Source organism: Aneurinibacillus sp. Ricciae_BoGa-3 (assembly GCF_028421645.1).
Lineage (GTDB): Bacteria > Bacillota > Bacilli > Aneurinibacillales > Aneurinibacillaceae > Aneurinibacillus_B.
The window spans coordinates 2,294,766-2,318,995 of sequence record NZ_CP116887.1 but is presented as its reverse complement, the minus strand read 5'-3'; the positions used below and the strand labels follow the sequence as shown (position 1 = coordinate 2,318,995).

General features: G+C 44.0%; 25 protein-coding genes. 10 read left to right on the top strand and 15 right to left on the bottom strand.

Going from position 1 to position 24,230, the window contains the following annotated elements; translation table 11 throughout:
- Positions 1-116 precede the first annotated feature (116 nt).
- The 3 genes from PP175_RS11790 to PP175_RS11780 are packed head-to-tail and all read left to right on the top strand — an operon-like array spanning position 117 to position 3,805.
- Positions 117-1,094: a BMP family ABC transporter substrate-binding protein gene (locus PP175_RS11790; RefSeq protein ID WP_272442981.1), complete on the top strand. Its 978-nt coding sequence runs from the start codon at positions 117-119 to the stop codon at positions 1,092-1,094.
- Positions 1,095-1,122: 28 nt separating this feature from the next.
- On the top strand, positions 1,123-2,679 hold the full coding sequence (locus PP175_RS11785; RefSeq protein ID WP_272442980.1) for an ATP-binding protein: 1,557 nt from the start codon (positions 1,123-1,125) through the stop codon (positions 2,677-2,679).
- A 55-nt stretch (positions 2,680-2,734) separates the two neighbouring features.
- Positions 2,735-3,805, top strand: a complete 1,071-nt coding sequence (locus tag PP175_RS11780; protein WP_272442979.1) for an NAD(P)H-dependent flavin oxidoreductase — start codon at positions 2,735-2,737, stop codon at positions 3,803-3,805.
- Between the two features lie 66 nt (positions 3,806-3,871).
- Here the strand turns inward: PP175_RS11780 and PP175_RS11775 are convergent, their stop codons facing one another.
- The 5 genes from PP175_RS11775 to PP175_RS11760 form a co-directional block, all read right to left on the bottom strand.
- Positions 3,872-4,399 (bottom strand): methyl-accepting chemotaxis protein, encoded by a 528-nt coding sequence (locus tag PP175_RS11775; protein WP_272442978.1) that lies wholly within the window; start codon positions 4,397-4,399, stop codon positions 3,872-3,874.
- Between the two features lie 41 nt (positions 4,400-4,440).
- Positions 4,441-4,524, bottom strand: a complete 84-nt coding sequence (locus PP175_RS29930) for a hypothetical protein (RefSeq protein WP_442870466.1) — start codon at positions 4,522-4,524, stop codon at positions 4,441-4,443.
- A complete protein-coding gene (locus PP175_RS11770) occupies positions 4,506-4,676 on the bottom strand; it encodes a hypothetical protein (RefSeq protein WP_272442977.1) in 171 nt (56 codons plus the stop codon). The genes PP175_RS29930 and PP175_RS11770 overlap by 19 nt, the downstream gene beginning before the upstream one ends.
- A 933-nt stretch (positions 4,677-5,609) precedes the next feature.
- Positions 5,610-6,299 carry a VC0807 family protein gene (locus PP175_RS11765; RefSeq protein WP_272442976.1) on the bottom strand — a complete coding sequence of 230 codons (690 nt, stop codon included), beginning with the start codon at positions 6,297-6,299 and terminating at the stop codon, positions 5,610-5,612.
- A 204-nt stretch (positions 6,300-6,503) separates the two neighbouring features.
- Positions 6,504-7,403 (bottom strand): polysaccharide deacetylase family protein, encoded by a 900-nt coding sequence (locus PP175_RS11760; RefSeq protein WP_272442975.1) that lies wholly within the window; start codon positions 7,401-7,403, stop codon positions 6,504-6,506.
- A gap of 248 nt (positions 7,404-7,651) precedes the next feature.
- Between PP175_RS11760 and PP175_RS11755 the strand changes: the two genes are divergently transcribed.
- Positions 7,652-8,896 carry a S1C family serine protease gene (locus PP175_RS11755; RefSeq protein WP_272442974.1) on the top strand — a complete coding sequence of 415 codons (1,245 nt, stop codon included), beginning with the start codon at positions 7,652-7,654 and terminating at the stop codon, positions 8,894-8,896.
- Between the two features lie 284 nt (positions 8,897-9,180).
- On the opposite strand, the gene PP175_RS11750 is transcribed toward PP175_RS11755, so the two are convergent.
- From PP175_RS11750 to PP175_RS11720, 7 genes are all read right to left on the bottom strand, one after another.
- Positions 9,181-9,792 carry a DedA family protein gene (locus tag PP175_RS11750; protein WP_272442973.1) on the bottom strand — a complete coding sequence of 204 codons (612 nt, stop codon included), beginning with the start codon at positions 9,790-9,792 and terminating at the stop codon, positions 9,181-9,183.
- A 23-nt stretch (positions 9,793-9,815) separates the two neighbouring features.
- Entirely contained in the window at positions 9,816-11,030 is a 1,215-nt protein-coding gene (locus PP175_RS11745; protein WP_272442972.1) for an MFS transporter, read from the bottom strand.
- A 6-nt stretch (positions 11,031-11,036) separates the two neighbouring features.
- On the bottom strand, positions 11,037-12,179 hold the full coding sequence (locus PP175_RS11740) for an MGDG synthase family glycosyltransferase (RefSeq protein WP_272442971.1): 1,143 nt from the start codon (positions 12,177-12,179) through the stop codon (positions 11,037-11,039).
- Between the two features lie 130 nt (positions 12,180-12,309).
- Positions 12,310-13,002, bottom strand: coding sequence for a response regulator transcription factor (locus PP175_RS11735; RefSeq protein ID WP_272442970.1), 693 nt, complete (start codon positions 13,000-13,002; stop codon positions 12,310-12,312).
- Positions 13,003-13,025: 23 nt separating this feature from the next.
- Entirely contained in the window at positions 13,026-13,775 is a 750-nt protein-coding gene (locus PP175_RS11730; RefSeq protein WP_272442969.1) for an ABC transporter permease, read from the bottom strand.
- The gene (locus tag PP175_RS11725) at positions 13,772-14,509 is read right to left on the bottom strand and encodes an ABC transporter ATP-binding protein (protein ID WP_272442968.1); all 738 of its coding nucleotides are present in this window, start codon (positions 14,507-14,509) and stop codon (positions 13,772-13,774) included. The genes PP175_RS11730 and PP175_RS11725 overlap by 4 nt, the downstream gene beginning before the upstream one ends.
- Before the next feature lie 68 nt (positions 14,510-14,577).
- A complete protein-coding gene (locus PP175_RS11720) occupies positions 14,578-15,474 on the bottom strand; it encodes a hypothetical protein (RefSeq protein ID WP_272442966.1) in 897 nt (298 codons plus the stop codon).
- A 202-nt stretch (positions 15,475-15,676) separates the two neighbouring features.
- Here PP175_RS11720 and PP175_RS11715 point away from each other — a divergent pair, with 202 nt between their 5' ends.
- Positions 15,677-17,218 (top strand): multicopper oxidase family protein, encoded by a 1,542-nt coding sequence (locus PP175_RS11715; protein WP_272442965.1) that lies wholly within the window; start codon positions 15,677-15,679, stop codon positions 17,216-17,218.
- A 112-nt stretch (positions 17,219-17,330) separates the two neighbouring features.
- Positions 17,331-19,328, top strand: a complete 1,998-nt coding sequence (locus PP175_RS11710) for a peptidoglycan D,D-transpeptidase FtsI family protein (protein ID WP_272442964.1) — start codon at positions 17,331-17,333, stop codon at positions 19,326-19,328.
- A 107-nt stretch (positions 19,329-19,435) separates the two neighbouring features.
- Here PP175_RS11710 and PP175_RS11705 read toward each other — a convergent pair whose 3' ends face one another.
- Both PP175_RS11705 and PP175_RS11700 read right to left on the bottom strand, forming a co-directional pair.
- On the bottom strand, positions 19,436-19,750 hold the full coding sequence (locus PP175_RS11705; protein ID WP_272442963.1) for a spore coat protein: 315 nt from the start codon (positions 19,748-19,750) through the stop codon (positions 19,436-19,438).
- A 17-nt stretch (positions 19,751-19,767) separates the two neighbouring features.
- Positions 19,768-19,977 (bottom strand): hypothetical protein, encoded by a 210-nt coding sequence (locus PP175_RS11700; RefSeq protein WP_272442962.1) that lies wholly within the window; start codon positions 19,975-19,977, stop codon positions 19,768-19,770.
- Positions 19,978-20,092: 115 nt separating this feature from the next.
- Between PP175_RS11700 and PP175_RS11695 the strand changes: the two genes are divergently transcribed.
- Genes PP175_RS11695 through PP175_RS11685 form a run of 3 tightly spaced genes read left to right on the top strand, consistent with a single transcriptional unit; the run spans position 20,093 to position 21,840 of the window.
- Positions 20,093-20,302, top strand: coding sequence for a spore coat protein (locus tag PP175_RS11695; protein ID WP_272442961.1), 210 nt, complete (start codon positions 20,093-20,095; stop codon positions 20,300-20,302).
- 17 nt (positions 20,303-20,319) lie between these two features.
- Positions 20,320-20,682, top strand: coding sequence for a spore coat protein (locus PP175_RS11690; RefSeq protein WP_272442960.1), 363 nt, complete (start codon positions 20,320-20,322; stop codon positions 20,680-20,682).
- Positions 20,683-20,703: 21 nt separating this feature from the next.
- Entirely contained in the window at positions 20,704-21,840 is a 1,137-nt protein-coding gene (locus PP175_RS11685; protein WP_272442959.1) for a zinc-dependent alcohol dehydrogenase, read from the top strand.
- A 70-nt stretch (positions 21,841-21,910) separates the two neighbouring features.
- Here the strand turns inward: PP175_RS11685 and PP175_RS11680 are convergent, their stop codons facing one another.
- Positions 21,911-22,807 (bottom strand): LysR family transcriptional regulator, encoded by an 897-nt coding sequence (locus PP175_RS11680; protein WP_272442958.1) that lies wholly within the window; start codon positions 22,805-22,807, stop codon positions 21,911-21,913.
- Between the two features lie 130 nt (positions 22,808-22,937).
- Here PP175_RS11680 and PP175_RS11675 point away from each other — a divergent pair, with 130 nt between their 5' ends.
- Positions 22,938-24,164 (top strand): benzoate/H(+) symporter BenE family transporter, encoded by a 1,227-nt coding sequence (locus tag PP175_RS11675; RefSeq protein ID WP_272442957.1) that lies wholly within the window; start codon positions 22,938-22,940, stop codon positions 24,162-24,164.
- The last annotated feature ends 66 nt before the right edge of the window (positions 24,165-24,230 follow it).

Here is a 24,230-nt window from a genome sequence, read left to right as displayed (position 1 = left end):
CAGGTGATTTTTTTGTCATTATTCCTTGACGGGTGTCAACCAGCTAGTACAATGAAAAAGAAACAACCGTTAAGGTTCGCTTGTATAATGTTTAAATCGTTAATTGGAGAAATCAAATGAAAAAGACTACTGCTATTATCCTATTACTAACTTTACTCGTCGGATGCTCCGCGTTCAGCGATCCCTCTTCACCTGATCCGCACACAGATAACAACACACCTACGAAGATGAAAGTTGGCCTGCTTCTGGAAGGAAATATTGTGGATCAAACTTGGGAAAGCCAGGCTTATAAAGCCTTACGAAAAATCAGGGAACAGTTCAATGCAACTGTTGAATTTAAAGAAAAAGTAGATACCCCGCAAAAAAAACTGATCGAGACCGAACGTATGGCGAAGCAGGGATTCACCTTAATAATCGGGAATGGAAGAGCGTTTGAATCTTCCTTCAACCAGTTGGCACCCCGTTATCCATCTGTGAAATTTGTATTTTTTAATGGACAACCTGCTGGGAAAAATGTTACTTCATATAATTTCGACCCGGCCCATGGGTATTTTACAGGCATGATTGCAGGGCTATTAACAAAAACACACAAAATCGGCCTCATCCCCGGCTTCGCTAATTCTAAGTCAATTTCGTATTTTATAAAGGGTGCAAAAGATCAAGACCCGCGCAACGAGGTTTATATGGAACCTGTTCTCAGCTGGGATGATAAGGCCAGGGCTGGGAAAATAGCAGATGATATGCTGAAGAAAGGTGCCGATATTCTCGCCCCTATGGGAGATGGATTCAATATAGAAGTGACGATGCGGGCATGGAAAGCGCACGCCCATGTAATCGGCTATATTTCGGATTCGTCGTTTATGGCTCGAGACACAGTATTAACAAGTTCTTTGCAAAATGTCTATCAAATATATCTTCAGATTGCCGATGACTTCGCTCACAATCGTCTGGCAAGCGGAAAGTTTATTCTAAATTATAAGAATGGCGCTGAATCCTACGCTCCTTTCAATCCCCAGGTTCCTGCAATTGTTCAGGAGAAAGTAATGCGCAAAATATCGGACTATAACAATGGAAGATTCAAGCTGCCAAATTAACCTCTAACCGGGCAATGAAGGTGAACCTATGAAAATAAGTGCTTCGTTTAAGAATGTTAAGACCACTCTGCAGAAAAAGATTATCATTATGATTTTGGGCGTCATCTTCTTCTACGGGTTTTTATTGATTTTTTATTCAAGCCAGCTTTTAACCATCATGGAACAAAATGAGCACTCGTTACACCTCAACAATGAGAAAAAAGACAATTATATCGCGATAAAAGATAATATTTTATCCCAAATCAATGTAGTACTGCTCTATATTTACACAGGAGACGAAGGAAACCTGCGAACGCTAGATTTTCTAAAAACACAACTGAAAGAGAAACAAACGATTATTTTGAATGAAACATCAGGTGACGAACGGAAGGAAGTAGATGATTTTCTATCGAAAAATGAAGACCTCTCTTTTCTTCTGCATGATCAGGTGATTCCTGTTTTCCAGTACGGGAATACGAAGGATGCCATGCATATGATGAACACGCAGGTACGTCCTTTGTCACTTGATCTTTTGGCTGATTCTAAGAAATTAGTAGCAAACGCAGCGGCAAAAATTGATCAAGAAAATAAAAAAACGGTTCTCCTAGGCCACAATGAGCTTCAGTATTTGTTTATCATGCTGGTGTGTACGGTTATCACGGTTATTGGAATATCCTATTATACCTCGCGGCGCGTGACCAATCCTATATCCACCCTGCTCGAAGCGGTACGCAAAATGGCAGAAGGTGACATGGGTGTTAAAATTCAGCTAGGAAACATTGCGGACGAATTCACCGAGCTCGGAGCTGCGTTTAACCAGATGACTTACAATATTCAGCAGTTAATGGCTGAACAGAAGTACGCAAACCAGCGGTTAAAGGAAGAGACAGCGAAGGCAAAAGAATCAAGCCGCATTCAATCTCAGTTTCTAGCTAACATGTCACATGAACTTCGCACTCCGCTTACTGTTATCATTGGCTTCTCTGAGCTGTTGATTGAAAAGGCTGATGACAAACTTAAAAACTTTGTTGCACGCATTTTAAGTTCCAGCGAACATCTGCTAACGTTAATAAACGATCTGCTGGATTTAGCTAAGATAGAAGCGGGCAAAATGGAACTGCATAAAACAGTATTTGATGCTTACCAGCTTATCGATGAAGCCTGTCGTAATTTTGAAGAAGCTGCGAAAAAGAAAAACATACATATCAAAGCCGTTACACCTGAATTGCCACTTGAAATATATGGCGACCGCACGAAGATTAAACAAGTCGTTTTCAATTTATTAAGCAACGCGCTCAAATTCAGCGAACCGGATAAACCGATCTTTATTCAATTAGAAGAAAAACGCAACGCATTTGTTCTTTCTGTTCGAGATGAGGGCATCGGGATTCCTGAGAATATGCAAAAGAAAATTTTCAACCGGTTTTATCAGGTGGACGGGGGTTTGGAACGCAAGTATGGCGGAACAGGTCTCGGGCTGCCACTTACAAAAGAGCTTGTTCAGTTGCATGGTGGAACCATCACAGTTGAAAGCAAAATCGGAATGGGCAGTAAATTTAGTGTGTTTTTACCTTTAGCTGGCACGGGCATGAAAATTTTGGAGTAAGGTTCATGCTATAATGTGAGGAGGAAATAAAAATTATTCTTGGGGAGAGATGTTTATGTGGTCAGATACGAAACTTACAGAACTACTCGGAATAAAGTATCCCATTATTCAGGGCGGAATGGCAGGACGCATTGCTAGCCCGGAGCGTCTTGTGGCCGCTGTATCGAATGCTGGCGGGCTGGGAACCCTGGGGGCAGGCTATATGAGCCCCGACCAAATTCGCTCCACCATTAAATACATCCGCACCCTGACAGATAAGCCATTTGCTGTGAATTTATTCGCGCCCGATTCGTATGAAGTGAACAATGAAGACGTTGCGCGTATGAACAATCTCCTTCGGCCTTATTATGAAGAATTGGGAATTGAATCTCAACCTCTGCCAGCGAAGTTTTCTGAGTCGTTTGCCGAACAGCTTGCCGTTATCCTTGAAGAGAATGTCCCCATATTCAGTTTTACTTTTGGTGTACCTGCAAAAGAACACATCCAGCAGTTAAAAAACAAAGGGATTTTTACCATTGGCACAGCGACAACAGTAAAGGAAGGCATGTACCTGGAGGAGAGCGGCATTGATATGATTGTGGGCCAGGGAAGCGAAGCTGGCGGCCACCGCGGCACGTTCATGGGATCCTATCAAGACGGGTTGATCGGCACGATGGCACTCATCCCCCAACTAGCAGACGCCGTTCATATCCCTGTCATTGCTGCAGGTGGCATTATGGATCACCGGGGATTGATCGCATCCCTCGCTCTTGGAGCTGCCGGCATTCAAATGGGGACTGCTTTCTTAACCTGTGCTGAATGTGGAGCCCATCATCTATACAAACAAACTGTTCTGGGAAGTGCTGCGGAAGATACGGCAATCACCACGGCTTTTTCGGGGAAAGCGGCCCGGGGTTTAAAGAATAGGTTCATGGTAGAAATGCAAGCACATGCTTCAGCCATTCTCCCGTATCCCGTGCAAAATGCGCTGACAAAAAATATGCGGTCTGCTGCAGAAAATCAAAATCAGACAGAGTTTATGTCGCTGTGGGCCGGTCAAGGGTCCAGCTTGAGCAAAACCTGGTCTGTGAGTGAGTTCATTGCCGAACTGATCAAAAACACGAACGAAAAAATGGGTGCTCAGTAAACAAGTATTCTCGTTAAGGCAGGACATCATAAAGGTTGGGAACATTTCGGTTCCCAACCTCGTGGTTTAAATGTTGAATCTTGCCACCTGCTCTTCTAACTGCTTGGACAGGTTCGCTAATTCTTCTGAACTTGTGGTCACTTCTTCGATAGAAGCTGTCTGTTGTTGTGTTGCCGCTGCAACTTCTTCGCTTGTTGCAGCAGACTCTTCGATGATTTTGGAGACTGATTTAACTGCTGCCATCACCTGGCGTACATTCTTTTCAATAACTTCCTCCATCATATGAACCACTTTGCTAACATCTTTTGATTGTATGGTGGATCCGGCCGCAATTTCGTTAATAGACACGGCGATTTGCTCGGCGGTTTGTTCTGTAATGTCGGCACTGGCCGCTAACTGTTGAGACGTTGCAGCCGTCGTGGTCGCACTATCGGAAACTTGCCGAAATAGTCCATGTAGATTCTTTAACATTTTATTCATTGCAGCAGCGAGTTTACTGATTTCATCATTGGATGTCACCTTTACCGTTTGCAATTTCAGGTTGCCATCGGCGATCTCCACAGCAACTTCTGTAATTTGTTTGATAGGCTTCATCTTCCTTGAAACCACATACCACAAGATTACAAATAATAGCGCTAAAAAATGATCACATGATAGATAGCCTGGTTTATTAATGCATCATATGGTGCATTTGGTACCCCTACAAACAACGCTCCGATGGTTTTGCCTGCTGCGTCTTTAATGGGGTCATAAAACCCGCTCCGTCGATGACGTTGTTGTGGAGTTGGTTTACCATATAACAGCCCAGCAGAAATGTACTTAAAAACAAAATAGCTGTCGAGAATAAGATAACTTTCGCTTTTAGATTCATTGTGGTGCTCCTAACCCTAATATTCGGTAATAAATAAAGACGGTAAATTAACCTTCACAAGAGCGGTTGACGGTACGCTCCCCGCTTTTTTTGTAAATTTTTCTTTCATGTGTTAAACCCTCTTTCGCTATGTATACTCGTAATGCAAACTTTATTTTATTGATATCGGTTTCGATGTTAAGGTTCTTTACATAAAATTAAAGTTCTAAACACATAAAACCTCTTTGCCGGAATGAACCACCAAAGAGGCTTTTAGTTGAGTAATCCAAACATAATTCCAGTAGTTATCCAAAAATCACTTACATAAACTATTAAAGGTTAACCTTGACTGCATTTTGTATGGTAAGTTTTGTTAGCATCCATCCCCAGGTTTATTTTGTTAAAACAAGGGTACGCTAAAACAAAATGAACTGGGGTGATTTATATGGGGATATTTAACTTTGTCGGCAACTGGAATGAAAAACGGCGGAACGAAAGAATTCAAAATGGGATATGCCCGGATTGTGCGGGAAAGGGCTTTTTTGAATTTGGGTTTGAGTTTAGTCATATTGAGGATTGCCCCAGCTGTGGCGGAAGCGGAAAATACTCCGGCGGCGAATAAACAAGATGGGATTCAATTATTTTCCTTTTTTTTCAAATAAAATTTTATGAAAGATAATCTCCCAGATTTCCTTTAAAAAATGCAGCAGCGTTTTAAAATTGGAGCAAGAAGACCTCCACTCCAAATGTCATTCTCTCCACTCCACTGACCCCGCCTAAAACGCGGGGTTCTTTTTTATTCCATGATAAGAAAATACAATCTCCATAATGCATAACATGTGTACAAAAGGGAGGCGAGTAAAGGAATATAACAAATTCTGTATATTATTCTTTCCCATGCTTTAGCTCTTGCATAGCGACTTAAATAAACGACTTTCATGGCCAACCCCGACCTTACGTACTAGAATTTATATAAGATTCAATCTGTTTATGATTTAAGTTCGCCAAACGCTTGCGGGCATGGCGCCGATAAGTTACCGTCCATAAAATCGCGGCACCTATAAATCCGTACGTAATAAAATTCGAAAGGGATAAAAATAGAGGAATCGAAACCTTGTAAACCAGTATGGTCTTCACAGCTGCTTCGCCTAGTAATACCATACCCCATACAAATGTCATTAAACGCAAAACGAATCTAAAATAGGGATACTGCCAGTTTACAGCAAAATCAGCCTTTCTGGCTTGGTCATTACCTGCAATAAAACGCAGGGCAAAATAATAGATAAACGGCCTTCGAAAAAGAAAAGAGGCTAAAAGAAAAATTCCCATAAATCCAGTAACAAATGATTCTCGAATTAAAATTAAATGTTCATCTCCACCGAAAGCTACTACCAGAAGTCCAAGGACGAACCCAACCAGCATAAAAACGGCAAACACATCCAGATGTCGATGTTTGATTAAACTGTAGAAGTTATCCACCAATGGAATAACTGTTGCAATGGACAAAGCCGTTACACTTGGCATATAAGAGCAAAGATACTCATATACAAGTAAAGGCAAAAGTCCGTTTAGAGCTAGCGTTATCAATACACCACGCAAAATCTTGTTTTTGTTGCTAGTCACTGCATTCGTTACTCTTTCCATGTTTCCCCCGCTTTCTGTTTCACACACTAACGAGTCTTAATACTGGTTGTTGCATTCGTGTTTGCCCGCTGTGTTTTTTACCAGGTATTTACTTGTGATCAACATATCATACCGACCGTCGGTTTGTAAAGCTCAAACGGTGGAGATTTTCAAAAAAAACGGAGCCCGGCTTCCTGCCTGACTCCTACTAATTCTATCGTTTATTTAGCTCTTCTCAGTTTTGGATGCCGGCATCGCTGGCAGTGCAGCAAAATTATACCCCTTGTTCCGTAAGTAATCAATCACCTTCGGCAGCATCTCTGCCGTCTGTTTACGCTCATGCATTAAAATAATGTCGCCTGGTTTCACTTTGTCTTTTTCGATATTGCTAAGTATTTTTTCGGGTTTATGTGCTAAACTCCAGTCTAAACTGTCTACCTCCCAGAATACGAGAAACTGGCCCAGTTGTTTGGAAAGTTTTTTCGTGTCCTGATTGACAGACCCATAAGGCGGGCGAAAATAAACAACCTTATTGTTGATCTTTTTTCCGATATATTCTGCTGTTTGCGTTAAATCCTTTTTCTGAGCTGCCGCATTTTCTTTACCGAGAGCCGTATGCTGCATCGTATGCGAACCAATAATATCGCCCTGCTCTATCATTTGGTGGCCAAATTGGCCGAGCTCATCTGTAACCTGTTTGCCGATCCAAAAAAAGGAGCCGTGTGCATGATTTTTTTGTAGAATAGCAGCAATCGCCTTCGTGTAAGGCCCTGGCCCATCATCGAACGTTAAATAAACGGTTTTATTATCTTTTGTTGTAATATTGGCAATCAGTTTGCCAAGTGGCAAAGCCGTTTGTACTTTTTCCACAGAATTACTTTCAGCTTTAACAATGCCTTGGCCGGGATGGTTCTCCATCTTTTTCTGCTGCTGTTTGTTCGTGTCCCCCTGCAATGAATCAGGTGTTGTGGAGCTCTGTGGAGCTGGCTTCGATCCCGTTAAATCATTCGAAATCCCATTCGCCAACGACTTCGCAGAAGGGTTAAAAATAAGATTCGTAACAATAATGATTGCAAGTATACCGATTGCCGACCAAATAAGAGCGTTTCTTCTAGGGTGTTTCAACCTTTTGCCTTCTTTCTATTAATTAATCAATTCTTTTATAATAAACTATTAAATTCCAGGCGTATACCCTACAATTTAACTGGAAATTTCGGCGTAATTTTCGCGCTGAACAGAGTACGCTGTGGGCTGCCAATTTTTGTTTTTCGCTTGTTATTTTCCTGACATATTTCTTGCTTACAATAATCCTAGATGAATTTTTACGTCCCCCGGAAACGGGACAGTCCAAAATTTATCGAGGAGGAAAATTTATGGGATTCTATAATGACCAGCAGAGCAAAGAACCTACATCCAAAGGCTTGAAAATATGGGCTGCGTCCGTCGTGTTATCCGCTTTGGTCGGCTCAGCGTCCACAGCCGTTATTATGAAATCCAACCTGATTGTGCCACAGCAAGTGGCTCCTGTCGCTGGCAGTGACACTACTCCATCCTCGGTTCCGGTAACCAATGTTTCGGTGAAGGTAAATGATGGTGTAGTAGGAGCAGTTAAAGCCGTAAAACCTGCCATAGTGGGGGTTGTCAATTACGCCGCTGCTCCTTCTGATTATATGAATCAAAGTCAGGGTCTTCAGGCTCAGGGGGAAGGCTCGGGGATTATTTTTGATAAACAGGGCTATATCGTTACAAATAACCATGTGGTGGAAGGTGCCGCAAAGGTTGAGGTTTTATTGCCTGATGGCAAGAAAACAAAAGCGGATGTAATCGGAACAGACCCTTACAGCGACCTTGCTGTGTTAAAAATCCCTGTATCTTATGTAACCGGTGTTGCCTCGCTGGGCAACTCAGACGAACTTCAAGCAGGGGAACCAGCCATTGCCATCGGAAATCCGCTGGGGGAGGCGTTTAATCAAACGGTAACTGAAGGGATTATTAGCGCCACCAAGCGTATGATGCCAGTTACCGACCAGGCCAGTGGCCAAACGCTTAACCAGCAGGCAGTTATTCAAACGGACGCAGCCATCAATCCGGGCAACAGCGGTGGTGCCCTGTGCAATATACAAGGACAAATAATCGGCATCAACAGCTCCAAAATCGCGAGCAATGGTGTGGAAGGCATGGGATTTGCTATCCCAATTAATGAAGCTCGACAAATTATATCCAGCCTGCTCCGCACCGGTCATGTTAACTACCCAGCTTTGGGCATTGGCGTTTCCGATTTACAGCAGCAGGATCCAGGCCAGTACGTTCTAAATGTTCCTGTTGATTATGGCGTTGTGGTTACCGGTGTTCAATCTGCTGAAGCAAAACAAAGCGGGCTAAAAACAGGGGATGTAATCGTTGCGCTCAATGGAACTAAAATTACGGATTCTGTTGCTCTTCACTCGGAGCTGTTTAAACACAAAATTGGAGACACTGTTACGATAACGATATACCGGGGTAATGATGAACAGCAGACGCTATCCGTCAAGCTCACAGCTTTATCGAGCTATGCGAACACCGGAAATAATTCTGCGGACTCTAACCAAAACGGTAATGTAAATGGCTTGTGGCCTTAAAAAACAGCTTGGATTTAACATCGCGGGCAGGCCGCTCCACTACTCTGTGACCGAAGCGGGAGATCACCCTCCCCTGCCCGGTGATGTTTTAATGAATTTCTAATGCAGATATAAATGAATCGCCATAAAAGCCGGGTAAGATGGAGAAGAGAAAATAACTATTAGTCTAACCGGCTAATAGATAATATATATACCTGCATAATCAAAAATCAGCCGCTATCTATTAACGATAGCGGCTGATTTTTTACTTTAAAACAACTATTTCGCGGCCCAGCCCACAGTGGCTAGGCTGTGGTTTTCCGCATGTTTTTATAAACAAACCTAATCACAAAGATAACAACGATAAGCAGTATAAGATAGCTGACCGGTTTAAAGTAAGGTTCAACTGAATGCCAGTGGTCACCAAGTTTCACGCCTAAATAGGTCAGGCCAATATTCCATGGAATGCAGCCAAGCGCAGTGAATAGAACAAATTTAGTAAAGTTCATGCGGGCAATTCCGGCTGGAAGCGAGATAAAGGTACGAATCACAGGCAAAATGCGGCCAAAGAATACGGCCCAATCGCCATATCGTCTAAACCATTGCTCCGCTTTATCAATGTGCTCAGGGTTTACTAGAATATATCTGCCGTATCTTTTAATTAACGGGACGCCTACATAAATGGCGACCCAATAGGTAAGAATGGATCCCACAAGATTACCGAGAATTCCTGCTAGTGCCACTCCCCAGAAAGTCAAGCTTCCTTTTGCGACGAGGAAGCCGCCAAACAGCATAACCACTTCACTAGGCAGCGGAATACAGGCGCTTTCTATAAGCATTGCAATAAAAATTCCGGTGTGCCCCAGGGCTTGAATCAAATTCATAACAAATGTTGATAAAGCTTCAAGTAAATGCATGCCTACCTCCAGCACTATTATATTTATATCGGGTAAATGCGATCTTCTGCTTCTTTTGTTCTGCTATCTTTAAACAAAATTTGGGAAGGAAACACCAAATAAAAGATAGAAATAAGAGCAAATAGACCGGCACTGATCCAAACGGTGACCGTGTCGCTAAACTGGTCAGTAAACCATCCTCCTAAGATAGGACCGATAATAACCCCAATCCCTTCTACGCTAGAAAAAATGCCCCACCCCAGTCCTTCGTGGTTCTCAGGCACATAATACGAGAGCAACGTATTCCAGGCTGGCAAAACGGCTGAATATGAGATACCCAGCACGATAGACCAAAGAATGGCCATTTTAAGTGAATAGGTTAACGTTAATTCATATAACGATATAGCAAAGATGCCAAATCCGGCAACCAGAAACCATTTCATGCCCGATTTATCTAGCAATTTTCCCAGAGGAATCAGGCCAATTACAGCACAAGCACCACCTATCAGAAGTACATAAGAATACTGTGAATTGGTTAGCCCCAGGTGTTTTGTCGCAAACAGCGGGAGTATAGGAACAAGCATCGAAGCTCCCATCGTCTGCAGAACCATACCGGGAAGTAAAAGACGGATCGCTTTTACCTTATCCTTTAACATCGTCCATTGCCTGTGCAGCGGAATGGTATCGATTTGCACTGTGCTTTCATTGGATATGGTTAAGGATGCGGCCCAGCCGACAAGCCACAGGATTACGAGAAACCAGTACGAAGCTGCATAGCTTGAATCCATAAAAAAATTAAGGATGACAGGCCCAAGCCCCATTCCAGCGAGCCAGAAAGAATACAGCAGACCCATCTGGGCGCCCCTGTTCTCCTCTTTCACTCTGCTTAAACAAACAAGCCATACTGGGGATATGCCGATTCCAAAGATGGTAGAACTAACGATTAAAGCCCACGAATGATGAATGAATAGAAAGGAGAACAGGCCGATGAAAGAAAGACTCAACCCAAGCCGCACAATTTTGCGGAGCGGGTAGCGATCCAGCAAGTATCCGAAAATACATTTAACAGCGGTATCAGCCAGGTAATGAAAGGTTACGGCCAGCCCTACTGTCGTAACAGAAAAATGCAGGATATTTACTGCGTATGAAGGCAGATAACTAATAAGAAAAGCCCCACGGACGAATTCGACCAGAAATAATAAAGCTAGCGGCCCAATAAAATTGGCAGGTACCGCTTCGCTTCTTATACTATTAATCATTTCCATCTACCTCAATATCGACCGGAGCGACACGGTATTTATTTCAACATTCTTTAAAATATCCTGAATGATTGTTTTCGCTGCGTTTGGTTTTTTCAGCAATTGGATAGCCTCGTGCATTTCCGCCAAACGCTCATCGCTCTGCAGCAGATTATCCACCTGGTATACCAGATCTTCTGTCTGATCGCTTATAATCGCTGCACCCTTTCCCGCTAAATAGCGGGCATTCTCCCTTTCCTGCCCTGCTACCGGTGAATAAATAACAGGCGGCACAGACATTGAAAGAGCCTCAGACAGGGTAATACCGCCTGCTTTCGTAACGATGCAGGAGGCCATTTTCATGACAAGATGCATATCCTCGACATAACCAAGTATACGAATTGATGCTTCCTCGCTGAAATCCTTCTCAAGTTCTTCCTTAAGCGGCTGGTTTCTTCCGCATACAATCATAAGCTGGTACCGGTTTAGGGACAGCAGCTCGCTGCATATTTTTTTCAGTTTTTTGCGCGAGTGAAAATCAGCCATAATAAGCACGGTTTTTTTGGAGGCTGATAATCCGTACTTTTCAAACAAACTGAAGGAATATGAAGAAGTGTTAAATTGCTCCCGCAGCGGGATACCGCACACCATAATTTGGTGGGATTCAATTCCTTCCTCTATCATCATGTTTTTTATGTCCAAAGTTGGGACATAGTGCCGCGTTATATCGGGGTGGATCCAGCGATTGTGCAGCGTAAAATCTGTTACAACCGTGTAGACCGGGATGAAAATGCCATCCCTTCTGCATAGTTCCGGCATAGCTAACATCGGGAACGTGTTGATGACCAGATCAGGCTTTTCCTGGTAGATATATTCGCGCAATTTTTTTGTCCCAAAAGAATTAAACCACCGGCTTAACATCGTATCATGTTTCATTTTCTTTGTATAGTTATAAAACCAACCGTAGAGCACGGATCCCAACGTGTAGCTCTTCTTATAAAAAGCCCGGGTCACCGTATCGATAAGGGGATGAGCCTCGGCAAATAAATCCTTTAACACGACATCCTTTACACCGGTTTCATAAAAAGTTGTCTGCAGAGCTTTCGATACCTGTATATGCCCTTCCCCGTAACGTGCATATAAGATTAAAACCTTGCTATCCTTTTTCATAAGCGATAACTCCTGTACATCTTTAAGATAATAAATTGGTTTATTTGCCCCTAATCATAACGACTAGGCAAGGGTTAAAAAAGTTCAATGGATGACTTAAGTAAAATCATTGGCAATCTTGCGATGATCGTTAAACACTAAACCGGTAACCCGCTCCCCACAACGTTTCTATATACTGTGGGTTAGACGGATCGATTTCAATTTTTTCCCGGATTTTTCGGATATGCACGCTTACCGTGCCAATATCCCCTACCGCTTCCAGATCCCACAAGCGTTCAAATAGCTCTTCCTTTGAGAAAACCCGGTTTGGGTGTGATGCAAGCATGGCGAGCAAATCAAATTCCCGCGTTGTGAGAATGACTTCTTTATTATTAACATACACTCTTCTTGACTGCTTCTCCATCACTATGCCCCGGATTTTAATCTTATCGTTTTGATCATCACGTCGTCCCATAATACGCTCATACCGGGACAGGTGGGCCTTGACCCTTGCCACCAGCTCACTTGGGCTAAATGGCTTCGTGATATAATCATCTGCGCCAAAGCCTAACCCTTTAATTTTATCGAATTCTTCTTTCTTAGCTGACACCATAAGGATCGGTATATCTTTATTTGTTCGAATTTGTTTGCATATTTCAAAACCGTCAATACCCGGGAGCATGAGGTCCAGGATAATCAAATCAAAATCATCCGCTAACGCTCTCTTTAACCCTGCATTTCCGTCCTGCTCTATTTCAACGAAAAATCCGTTTATCTCAAAATAATCGCGTTCTAATTCGGCTATGCTGCGTTCATCCTCTATGATTAAAATACGGTTGTTCAATTAAATCCCCGCCTTCATGTATCCTACCATTCTTTTCTGTCAAATAGATAAAACCCGCCAACAAAAAACAGTATACTGTAGGAAAGCACGAACATAAATGCCTGAAATATATTTCCCGCTCCTGCTGTATGGCCCAGCCACAGAGCGTACCAATCCGTATAAGAAAAAGGCAAAAGTTTTGAGATGGAAGGCAAAATCAAAGGCAGCACCTTAATTGCAATATAAGCCAGTATGCAAGAAGTCAACGCTGCGCTTGCGCTTCTAAAAAACTGGGACAAAAATACTCCCGCAATGGCCAGAGAAATCATCGGGATTGCAGAGACTACATAGGCCTTCATCGATTCAAACACGCCGAATAGCCCATGCGAACCTGCCAGGTCCAATCCGGAAACAAAAGAGGTAACAAAAATAACGAATAAATGGATAAGAATTAAAATGGCAACCGCTGAGGTTTTCGAGACGAACACATGAAGCCTGCTAATAGGCCTGGTTAAAACAAGCTTTATGGTTTTATCCCCCTCCTCCCCGGCGAAAACATCTGATGCGGTCATAAAAATAAACAACGGGAGAACGACATTGACAAATGCACCAAGCACAAATAGCGGATAGTTAACGTTATCAAACATGCTAATACCTGATTTCTCCTGCAGGAGTGAAAACAGGACGGCACTGCCTATGGGAAAGGCGCCCGTTAACAGGACAAACACCATTGTTTTCTTTCTCAGAAATATTTTCTGGGTCTCGTTCTTAATGCCTGCAGATAATGAACTCATAAGAGCGCCTTCCTCCTCTCTTCTCTCACCTCGTCGATAAATAAACTCTCAAGTGTCTTCTCTCCACCCTGCAGCAGTTCAGAAACAAATCCCTGTTTAATGATCTTTCCATTGTTTATGATACCAATACGGTTACACATCATTTCAATTTCATGAATGAGGTGGCTTGAGATTAAAAACGTCACCTTTTCTTCCTCTGCTAAGCGTGTAATAATTTCCCTGATTTTTACGGTTCCCTCCACATCGAGCCCATTAGTCGGCTCATCAAGCATGACAAATGCCGGCCTGGACAGCAGGGCACATGCAAGCCCCAGCCGTTGCTTCATGCCAAGCGAGTAGCCGGCAGCTTTTTCATGCTGCACTTCCGCTAAATCCACTAACTCAAGCACATCCTCTATTCTTGCCCGCGTAACGCCTTCGTAAAATCTAGAGGCAAGAAGTAAATTCTTGTACCCGCTTATATATTCATAGGCCGTAGCTTCTTCTACAATACAGCCAACTTTGCGCAGTGCTTTTTCGGTTTGTTCCGCTACATCATAACCAAATATTTTAACGGTCCCGCTCTGTGCCCTGCCCAACCCGGCAGTTATCTTCATTAGCGTTGTTTTCCCTGCACCGTTCGGCCCTAAAAACCCAAATATATCTCCTTCATAAATGTCAAAGTTTACATCCTGGATGCCGCGCCCATTTTTAAAGAGTTTCGTTACATTCTTTACTTCTAACACTTTTTCCATCAGGTACTCACTCCTATAAGGGAAAGCTAGAGTCTGCCTTAAGGAAACTCTAGCTGTGTGGTGCAAGTTTATTGCTGATTATCCAATTCTTTATAAGCCTTAGGCTGAATCTTTTGTACCTTTTTTCCAGTCAGGTCAACTGTTTCTGGCGTTGTACTGTTGTAATTAGAGAGGTCAGCTGCAACGTTAATCACAATATCGTGTGCTTTGCCGGCAGCATCCTGCCCGGTAATCTCAAAGGCTGCTGTCTGATGCTGGATCAGGTTGTCTTTGCTGATGTTTGCCGCAACATCCACATTTGCCACTTTAATATCGCCTGTCAGTTTTGGCATGGCAGACTGGATGCTGGCTGCAAATTGATCCTGCGGCTGCTTGTGGTGCTCCATGTGGTTCAATCCGTTTTGCACGGCAAGAGAAGCAAGTGCATTCACGACTTGAGGCAGCTGATCACTGGAAAGCTTCAAATCTACATTAGTTGAACCATCGGAACCTGATGTGGAGGTAATGTTGTTTTGAATGTTTTGCGTGAGGGCATCTACAACATTCTCAACCCCGGTTAATTTACCGTCCTTGGCTGGATCCTCAGCTTTTTCACTGTGCATGCCTGAAGGAGAAAAAACTTTGTATACATCGCTGTCACTGCTTTTGACGATTCTCGTGCCATTCTGCGTGTACATAGAGGTTGTTTTCTGCTGAGTGCCCACGGCAACAGTCGTTGTGCCGCTCATGGACTTCGCCTGTAAATTCATCTTTGTATTAGCCATTACATCTGCGAGTTTGGTTCCGCTGTCAGTTAATGACACGTGAACATCGGCAGTTAAACTCTTAGCCTGCTTTACATTGTTAAAAGCCGTTTTGTACAAATCGTAACCAGATGAAGTAGATACGCCCGCATAAGCTGTAGTAACCAGCATCGCTGCACCGACTGCTGCGCTGATGCCCATTACTGCCATTTTCTTGTTCATTGTTTCTCCTCCTAATTCAACTCAAAAGGTGACTTCATTTCACCTCTATCGTAGCGAGTACACCTGAACATCATATAAATAAAACATTAAATTTTTCTTAAATGTGGAAAGGTCTGCGCTTCTCCTAAACCCCATACCGTTCTACCGTTAAAACTGTTATGATAGATTAGTTAATTTTAATAACATTAATTAGGATTAGAAGGTGGATGTCATTCGAAAGAAAAGGATGATCCTATGTACAATAGCAGCGATATTCATACTCTTTAGCGCGATTTATATCGCCATAGTCCAGCGTTCAAAACTGCCAGCCACGATGAATATGGGGGATATGGCCGTGATGGGTTCGATGGATATGAAAAATAGCAGCAAAATAAAAGAAATTTCAGTTACCAGCCTTAAGGAGGTTTCAACTCCTGTACCAACCAGAACTTTTACGCTTACTGCAGAAGAAAAAGATATAAACCTATCGGGAAAAAACTTTCATGCGCTCACCTATAACGGACAAATCCCCGGCCCCCTCCTGCGCGTCCAGCAAGGGGATCGCGTGGTTGTCCATGTGAAAAACAAACTCGCAGAAGGTGTCACCATCCACTGGCACGGTGTAGCTGTACCCAACGCGGAAGATGGTGTTGCCGGTGTTACCCAGAATGCGATCCCGCCAAATGGGGATTTCACGTATAATTTTATCGCAAAAAACGCTGGAACATACTGGTACCATTCGCACCAGCAAAGCTACAAGGAAACAACCGCCGGTTTATACGGAATACTGGTGGTTGAACCAAAGAATAGCCCTATTAAATATGACAGGGACTTCACCATAGCGTTGCACGATTGGGACTTAAAAACGTACACGGTGAACAGCACAAGTGAAGGCGAGCATTTTGCGGCTAATCCGGGACAGCTTGTCCGCCTCAGAATCGTTAACACGGGCAATATTACGCACAACATGTCATTGGCGGGTGCCCCATTTAAAGTAATTGCCTTAGATGGGCACGACATTCAGCATCCCACCGATTTAAATCAGGCTGTGCTGCCGATCGGCGCAAGCCAGCGCTATGATATTTCGTTCCGGATGCCGGCCAGCGGCAGCGTGAAAATGATAAATATGGATACACAACCTTCTAACATTGATATCATAACCAAAACCTATTACACCCCTTCTGCCGAGAAGGAAAATCAGATGCTGACGGCAACCTTTGGCTCCGGAGATCTCGCAGCCCATAATGCTCCGGCAAATGCTTCTGTTTTTGACCCTGCGGCATATGGAAAGGCTTCGGGAAAGAGTGACTCGATAACGTTCCAGTCCAAATTTGCCCAAACGTATACCTTAAAATTAGGCGATAGTGTTGGATTTTTTGACGGCGGTTTTGCGATGATTTTTAAAATTAACGATAAATCGTTTCCGGATGTTCCTTCCATTAGGGTAAAGGAAGGTCAACTCATCAAACTTCATTTTGAAAACGATACGGGGATGGATCATCCCATGCATATCCACGGCCATACGATGAAACTGCTGGCAAAGAACGGCAAGCCTGTTTCAGGAAGCCCTGTTTATCTGGATACCATTCTTGTAAAACCCCACGAAACGTATGATGCGGCCTTCAGAGCTGACAACCCCGGCCTCTGGATGATCCACTGCCACAACCTGGCTCATTCAGATTATGGCATGGACATGATGGTTTCGTACGAAGGTGTAACCACCCCTTACCGGGTGGGCAGCCAGTCAGGCAACCATCCGGATTAAAGTGGAAGGGACTTTCTCTTTGACTTTTTTTAATCAATTTATAAAGAAATAGTAACAAATAGAGCGTATGATAGTTACTTAGGTTTTTAGCTAGCGGAAAGGTGGTAGAGTATTGGTCAAACTAGATATTTCGGAGACGGTGAAAAGAAGGCTAAATACTCTGATGCTCATTATATTTCTTGTCTTCTCACTCATCCTTATACGTCTTGCAGACGTTCAAATTGTAAACGGAACACAATACACCCAGCAAGCGAACCAGAAAGCCAATGTAAAAGTAACGATACCGGCGATGCGGGGAAATATATACGACGACAAAGGAACCTTGATCGCCTACAGTAAAGGCACCTTCACAGCGGTTTTTAAAGAGCCGAGTACGATGACCAAGAATGGTTTCCTTGATCTGGCTACCAAGCTCGCGCCGGTACTTGGAATGGACCCGGCAGAAATTTTAAACCAAATGGACTGCGGTTGGGCGCTAAAGAATGGAACAATGGCAAGAGTTCCCCGCCAAACATCTAAGTTTCTTGAAAAGGATTTAAAATATGACCTTAACGAGAAGCAAATCGCATACCTGTCCGAGCATCTCACGGAACTTCCAGGGATCGATGTATCGACCAAGCCCATACGTGTTTACGATAAGAAACAGGTAGCTGTTCAAGCCGTGGGTTACGTTCGGAAATTCGGTGTCGCGCAGCAGTCTGATATCTCCTATTACAAAGACAATAAAAATTCGTACAACCCTGACCAAATGGTAGGTCTCGATGGAATTGAATTTTCCTACGAGAAGTATCTCCAGGGCAAAAACGGCTATAAAACATATGAGGTTACGTCCGACCAGCAAATTTTAAGACAGCTAAATCAGGTGGAGCCCCAGCAGGGAGATAATCTGTATCTTACATTAGATGACCGCGTCCAGCTCGATTCCCGAGATTTTATCCATAGCTTCCTTCCCAAGCTTCGTGCTTCTGGACAACAAACAGCCAACGCCCGCACCGCCTATGCCGTTGCAATGGAAGTAAAAACCGGTAAAATCGTGGCAATGATTAGTTATCCCGAATATGATCCGAATATCTGGACAAAAAATACACTGGACAGCAACGACTACAACCAAATTGAATATTCCATTCTAAATGGCACCATTCGGAGTGCTCCTTATGATGTACGGCCTCTGACAGGCCAGGCGGCATTAGATGAAGTTGGCAAACACCCAAGCTCCATGGTTCCAACAGGTTCCGCGATTAAACCGGCAACTGAAATGATGGGGATGGGAGAACAAATTATTTCGCCTTATGATGGATGGCAGGATCCGGGTTCTTACCATTATGGTAAAGGAACGGACAGCGTGCACAACGACAATAATGAGAACTACGGTTTTCTAACGCCGCAGAAGGCACTGGAGAAATCCTCCAATACCTATATGGCACGCATCGGGGATTTGACCGAGCAGAAATACAAGCAGCAATCGATCGCCATTATGCAACGCTACCATAGGGCTTTCGGGCTCGGCATCAAAACCGGGGTGGATCTTCCGTATGAAAGCCGTGGTATTCAGGACTTTCTGACCATGAATCAAACATACGGTCCACTCGCTGCAATGGTACAGGCAGCCTTCGGACAGCAGACGCATTATACGGTAATGCAACTGGCACAGTATGCCGCTACGCTTGCAAACAATGGTACTCGGATGCAGCCACAGCTTGTAGACCACATCGTGGATTCGAAAGGAAATTTGGTCCGAGGGTTTAAACCAGTCGTACAAAGCAAGTTAAACGAGCCGGATATTTATTGGAATACCATCCGGGAGGGCATGGGATTGGTAGTCAGCAGCGGAGGTACAGCTGGAGGGGCCTTTGTCGGTTTTCCGTATCAGGTAGCCGCCAAAACAGGCACCTCTGACCAGGATATTTATGTTAAATCTCAAAACTCTAATCAATGGTATAAATACTCTTCCGTATCAAATGGGGTTTTTATCTCCTATGCACCTCTGAACAATCCAAAACTAGCGGTTGCCGTAGTGGTTCCCGAGGGCGGTTTTGGTGCCGGGTCTGCGGCGGTCATCGCCCGTCATATTTACGAAAGCTACGATAAATACATCGGTCTTGCAAAGTAGAAAAAAGTATAGATTCTAAGCAGGCCTCCCTGAAGGAGGCCTGCTTTTTTTTGGTCGGCAAGAAATTACACGTTTCTACTCACATACAGCAACTCAACAATTTATTCTTAAAAGATTGAATTGCCATTTGCAGACAGATTCTGTACGTTGTCTGCGTTTTTTACATCAAGCTGGATTTGCTCGTTAATGTTGTACGCATGATACAATCCGTTTTCCATCATATAGGCAGTAATTCGCTCGTGTGTAAGTATGGCATCCTCGAACTGTCTGCGCAGTGTTTCACGAACTTCGGGTGTAGCCGCCTCTGTAATGGCGATTGCGTAATTTCTTACCCCACTTTTTGCTGTAATAAGGAAATCAGCTGCAATGACCTGGTCTGTCATGCCTTCCATTCCCATCAAATTCTGAATGAAGGAGTTCATGTTTTCACTCGCTTTCTTTATTGTACGTTAGGCCCTTGAGACACCAATGCTTGCAACTCCTTAATGTGTCTCTGGGATACTTCCACATCCTGCGCTAGAATGCTCCGTAAGCCCTCATCCGTGACAAGCGCTTGCATCGTGGCTGATTTCGTACAGCATACGTTCTTAAATACTAATAATTCATGGAGTTCAAGTGTTTCATGAAGCGCTAAGCCTCGTTGTTCCATAGCTGACACCTCCCTTTCACCTCTTTTATGGTGATTTAAATCAAGATTATTTATTCGTATATGCAATGTATCGAAGGGGAAAATAGTGTTGTTAAAGACACAGGAGGTGAACGAGATGGACCAGCAACAACATTTAGCGTATCACGAAACGATGGAGATCCATGAGCTACTCAATTTTAAAACAATCTGCTGCGCAAAATCAAAAATGATGCAAGGTTTAGTATTTGATAAGGAGGTTAAAGCATTGATGCAAAGAGACGTTGAACAATCCATTCAAGCTATCAATGAGCTGCAAGGCCTGTACAAAAAGGTGCCAACCCAATAATCGGAGGTGAGAAATTAATGAACAACGATTTCCTGGATCCTATTAACGCCAACGGAATGCCCAACCTTGCTGATTCCCTATTTGCCCTTGACTTTTTAATGGCCGCTAAAAACGGAGTGAGAAACTGTGCGTATGCCCTTACGGAAATGGCCTCTCCCGAAGCCAGAGCACTGGCGCGCAAACAGCTTGAGCAAGCACTGGCGCTTCATGATGATATATCTAAGCTCATGATGGATAGAGGCTGGCTTCACCCCTACAACGTCAATGAACAGTTCCAATTAGACATTAAATCAGCGGAAACGACAGTTAAGATTGCGGGGATGAAGATCTTCCCTGATCATACCTCTCGTCTCGGTTCATTCGCAGATCTAAATAATTAAACGGAGGAGGAACACCCAACAATGAAAGCTGTTACGTACCAGGGCATCAAAGACGTTGAGGTCAAAGAGGTCCAGGATCCCAAGATTGAAAAAGCTGACGATATCATCGTGAAGCTGACAAGTACGGCCATCTGTGGATCAGATCTGCATCTGATCCACGGCATGATCCCGAATATGCCTGAGAATTTTATTATCGGCCATGAGCCGATGGGTGTTGTAGAGGAAGTCGGACCAGAGGTGACCAAGCTTAAAAAAGGCGACCGGGTTATCATTCCTTTTAACATTAGCTGTGGCCGATGCTGGTATTGCAACCATCAGTTGGAGAGCCAATGCGATAATTCCAATCCTCATGGCGATATGGGGGCGTACTTCGGCTATTCAGAAACGACTGGCGGTTATGCCGGCGGCCAGGCAGAATACATGCGGGTTCCGTACGGTAATTTTACCCCTTTTAAAATTCCAGAAAACAGTGAGCTTGAAGATGAGAAAATCGCACCACTTGCTGATGCGATGTCTACCGCCTACTGGAGCGTTGACAACGCGGGTGTCAAAAGCGGAGATACGGTCATTATTCTCGGATGCGGCCCAGTGGGGCTGCTGGCACAAAAAGCAGCATGGCTCAAAGGGGCAAAACGGGTTATCGCGGTAGATTACGTTGATTACCGTTTGCAGCACGCAAAGCGCACCAATAAAGTGGAAATTGTCAATTTTGAACAAGAGCAAAACATTGGCAATCACTTGAAAGAAATTACACAGGGCGGTGCCGATGTAGTCATCGACGCGGTTGGCATGGACGGAAAGATGACGCCACTAGAGTTCCTTGCAACAGGTTTAAAGCTGCAGGGCGGCGCCATGGGGGCCATTGTCATCGCTACGCAGGCCGTGCGCAAAGGCGGAACCATCCAAATCACTGGTGTTTACGGCTCCAGGTACAACGCTTTCCCGCTCGGTGATATCTTCCAGCGTAATGTTAACATTCGATCAGGACAGGCTCCGGTCATCCACTATATGCCTTTTCTTTACAATCTCATCGCTGAAGGCAAACTGGATCCGTCCGATGTTTTCACCCATATCATCCCGCTCAGAGAAGCCAAACATGGCTATGAAGTGTTTGACACGAGAACGGATGGCTGCATCAAGGTTCTGCTGAAGCCATAATACACAAATCGATTCCTACCCATCCGCAAAAAAAAACGAGCGCTATCAACGCGTCTCGTTTTATTTGCTGTTATTCCAGAGGGCATATCTGGTTTAAATACCGGCAGGTAAACTGGATCCACTCCCGTGCGGCAAAGGAAAGATACCGTCCTTTCCTCCAAATGATTGAGATATTCCAGGGAATGCAGGGCTCGATTGGTATGACTTTAATAATGGAGGGGTCAACTTCTTCTGAGATTGTTCTCGGGAGAAGAGACACGCCCAGATTGGTTGCCACCATTTCACGAATGAGATCCCACTGAGAACTTTCATATATAATTGTGGGCTGAAATCCTGCTTGGATACATTCATGGATAATGCGATCATGCAAGGTGAAATCTTCCCGAAACAAAATAAACGATTCGTGCGCCAAATCGTGCAAGTAGACGTTCGTTCGACTGGCAAAATGATGATCGCGGTGAACAAGCAGGCAAACTTCTTCATCAACTAAAGGTACAGAATGATAGAGCGCCTCCTCTACAGGGAGCACGACAACCCCGATGTCAAGGTTTCCGGCCCCAACCTCCTGCTCAACTTTCTTACTCCCGTATTCAACCAGTTCACAGTTGATGTTTGGATAACAAGCATGAAACTCGGCTAATATTTGTGGGAAATATTTCGCACCGATAATCGGAGGAAGACCGATTTGAACCTTACCTTTCTGCACATTCATAAGATCTGAAATCTTTATCGCAATGCGATCGATGATTTGCTCAATCTGCTGGCCCTCTTCAAACACAATTTTTCCCGCTTCTGTTAGATGAAGCTTCTTTGTTGATCGATCGATCAGGTCAATACCTAACTCTTCCTCCAGGTTCTTAACCATTCTGCTAATGTTCGGCTGTGTAATATGCAGGCTTTCGCTTGCCTTGGTGAAGCTGTTTAACTTGGCGACTTCGATAAAATACTGCAGCTGCCTAATATCCATTGTGTATCCCCTTCAATAAGTAAAACGCATGAAAACTATGCGAAATATGTATTTCAATTATAGTTTATCATGCTATAAACTTTGTATGTAATATAAAGTTACAATAGAATATTTTGGAGGGTTATCAGTTTTGAAACGAAATCTTGTTGAATTCCCCCAGCATTTAACGGTTGGAAACATTTCAAACGGACTGGTTTCCTGGATCTTTGGCGCCACAGGTCCCCTTTTGATTGTGCTGCAGGCCGCTTCAAAAGGAAACCTGAGTGCAGACACGGTATCGTCGTGGATTTTCGGAATTTATGGGGTTGGCGGTTTGTTAACCTTGCTTTTATCGTTCTACTACCGGCAGCCTATCGGTTATGCTTTTTCTATCCCTGGAGCCATACTGGTTGGCGCCTCGCTGTCTCACCATAGCTTCTCGCAGGTGATTGGCGCCTATCTCGTTGTAGGCGTGGTTACCCTGATCCTTGGGATGTCAGGCGCGATCCATAAAATGATGAAGGTTCTGCCTATGCCTGTCATGATGGGCATGGTATCAGGGGTTCTCCTTCCGTTTGGGACCGACATTTTTCATTCTATTGTGAGTGCGCCTATTCTCAATGGCATTCCACTCGTGGTGTTTTTTGTGCTGTCCTGTTTCAGAGGGCTCGCCAAAAGGTTCCCGCCCATTCTTGGGGCCATTGTTGCCGGGATCATTATGCTGTATGTTGTCCCTGGGATGCACGCTCAGGGTGTTGACCTGTCTGTGGTAAAACCCCACTTGTATATGCCATCGTTTGACCTGGCAACGATGGGCGAACTTGTTCTTCCGCTTGTGCTTACCATTATTGCCATCCAAAATGCGCAGGGCATTGCCGTGCTGCAAAGTGCCGGATATAAAGCCCCTGTCAATTCGATGACTTCCTGGAGCGGAGTCGGGTCTATTGTAAATGGATTTTTCGGTGCCCATTCTGCCTGTATTGCCGGTCCAATGACGGCCATCCTTTCCACCGACCATTCGCTGCATATGGATTGCCGTTATGCCGCAGCTGTTGTTCTTGGGATATTATCCTGTGTGCTCGCTTTATTTGCCCCTTTTGCGGCTTCTATCCCCCATCTTGTTCCCTCTTCATTAATTAAATTGCTTGGGGGGCTTGCCATGGTGGGTGTTTTAATCGATTCTCTGCAAAGAAGCTTTTCCGAACAGTATAAAATGGGTGCCTTATTTTCCTTTATGATTACGATTTCTGGAATTTCTGTCTTCCACATTGGAGCGCCTTTCTGGGGATTGGTTGGGGGTACACTCGTATCGCTATTTTTAGAAAGAAAAGGAACTGGCCAACGCACCCAGGCAGCTGGGAATGGGCAGGCAGCTTAATACGAACTTAGAAAAAGTCGGTGACGCAATTTTTCAACTGAAATGGATTCTACTAACAGAAAATAC

Coding starts and splice junctions, on each gene's coding strand:
- PP175_RS11790 (WP_272442981.1), top strand. CDS start 117: ATGAAAAAGACTACTGCTATTATCCTATTACTAACTTTACTCGTCGGA.
- PP175_RS11785 (WP_272442980.1), top strand. CDS start 1,123: ATGAAAATAAGTGCTTCGTTTAAGAATGTTAAGACCACTCTGCAGAAA.
- PP175_RS11780 (WP_272442979.1), top strand. CDS start 2,735: ATGTGGTCAGATACGAAACTTACAGAACTACTCGGAATAAAGTATCCC.
- PP175_RS11775 (WP_272442978.1), bottom strand. CDS start 4,399: ATGAAGCCTATCAAACAAATTACAGAAGTTGCTGTGGAGATCGCCGAT.
- PP175_RS11770 (WP_272442977.1), bottom strand. CDS start 4,676: ATGAATCTAAAAGCGAAAGTTATCTTATTCTCGACAGCTATTTTGTTT.
- PP175_RS11765 (WP_272442976.1), bottom strand. CDS start 6,299: ATGGAAAGAGTAACGAATGCAGTGACTAGCAACAAAAACAAGATTTTG.
- PP175_RS11755 (WP_272442974.1), top strand. CDS start 7,652: ATGGGATTCTATAATGACCAGCAGAGCAAAGAACCTACATCCAAAGGC.
- PP175_RS11750 (WP_272442973.1), bottom strand. CDS start 9,792: ATGCATTTACTTGAAGCTTTATCAACATTTGTTATGAATTTGATTCAA.
- PP175_RS11745 (WP_272442972.1), bottom strand. CDS start 11,030: ATGATTAATAGTATAAGAAGCGAAGCGGTACCTGCCAATTTTATTGGG.
- PP175_RS11740 (WP_272442971.1), bottom strand. CDS start 12,179: ATGAAAAAGGATAGCAAGGTTTTAATCTTATATGCACGTTACGGGGAA.
- PP175_RS11730 (WP_272442969.1), bottom strand. CDS start 13,775: ATGAGTTCATTATCTGCAGGCATTAAGAACGAGACCCAGAAAATATTT.
- PP175_RS11725 (WP_272442968.1), bottom strand. CDS start 14,509: ATGGAAAAAGTGTTAGAAGTAAAGAATGTAACGAAACTCTTTAAAAAT.
- PP175_RS11720 (WP_272442966.1), bottom strand. CDS start 15,474: ATGAACAAGAAAATGGCAGTAATGGGCATCAGCGCAGCAGTCGGTGCA.
- PP175_RS11705 (WP_272442963.1), bottom strand. CDS start 19,750: ATGAACTCCTTCATTCAGAATTTGATGGGAATGGAAGGCATGACAGAC.
- PP175_RS11700 (WP_272442962.1), bottom strand. CDS start 19,977: ATGGAACAACGAGGCTTAGCGCTTCATGAAACACTTGAACTCCATGAA.
- PP175_RS11695 (WP_272442961.1), top strand. CDS start 20,093: ATGGACCAGCAACAACATTTAGCGTATCACGAAACGATGGAGATCCAT.
- PP175_RS11690 (WP_272442960.1), top strand. CDS start 20,320: ATGAACAACGATTTCCTGGATCCTATTAACGCCAACGGAATGCCCAAC.
- PP175_RS11685 (WP_272442959.1), top strand. CDS start 20,704: ATGAAAGCTGTTACGTACCAGGGCATCAAAGACGTTGAGGTCAAAGAG.
- PP175_RS11680 (WP_272442958.1), bottom strand. CDS start 22,807: ATGGATATTAGGCAGCTGCAGTATTTTATCGAAGTCGCCAAGTTAAAC.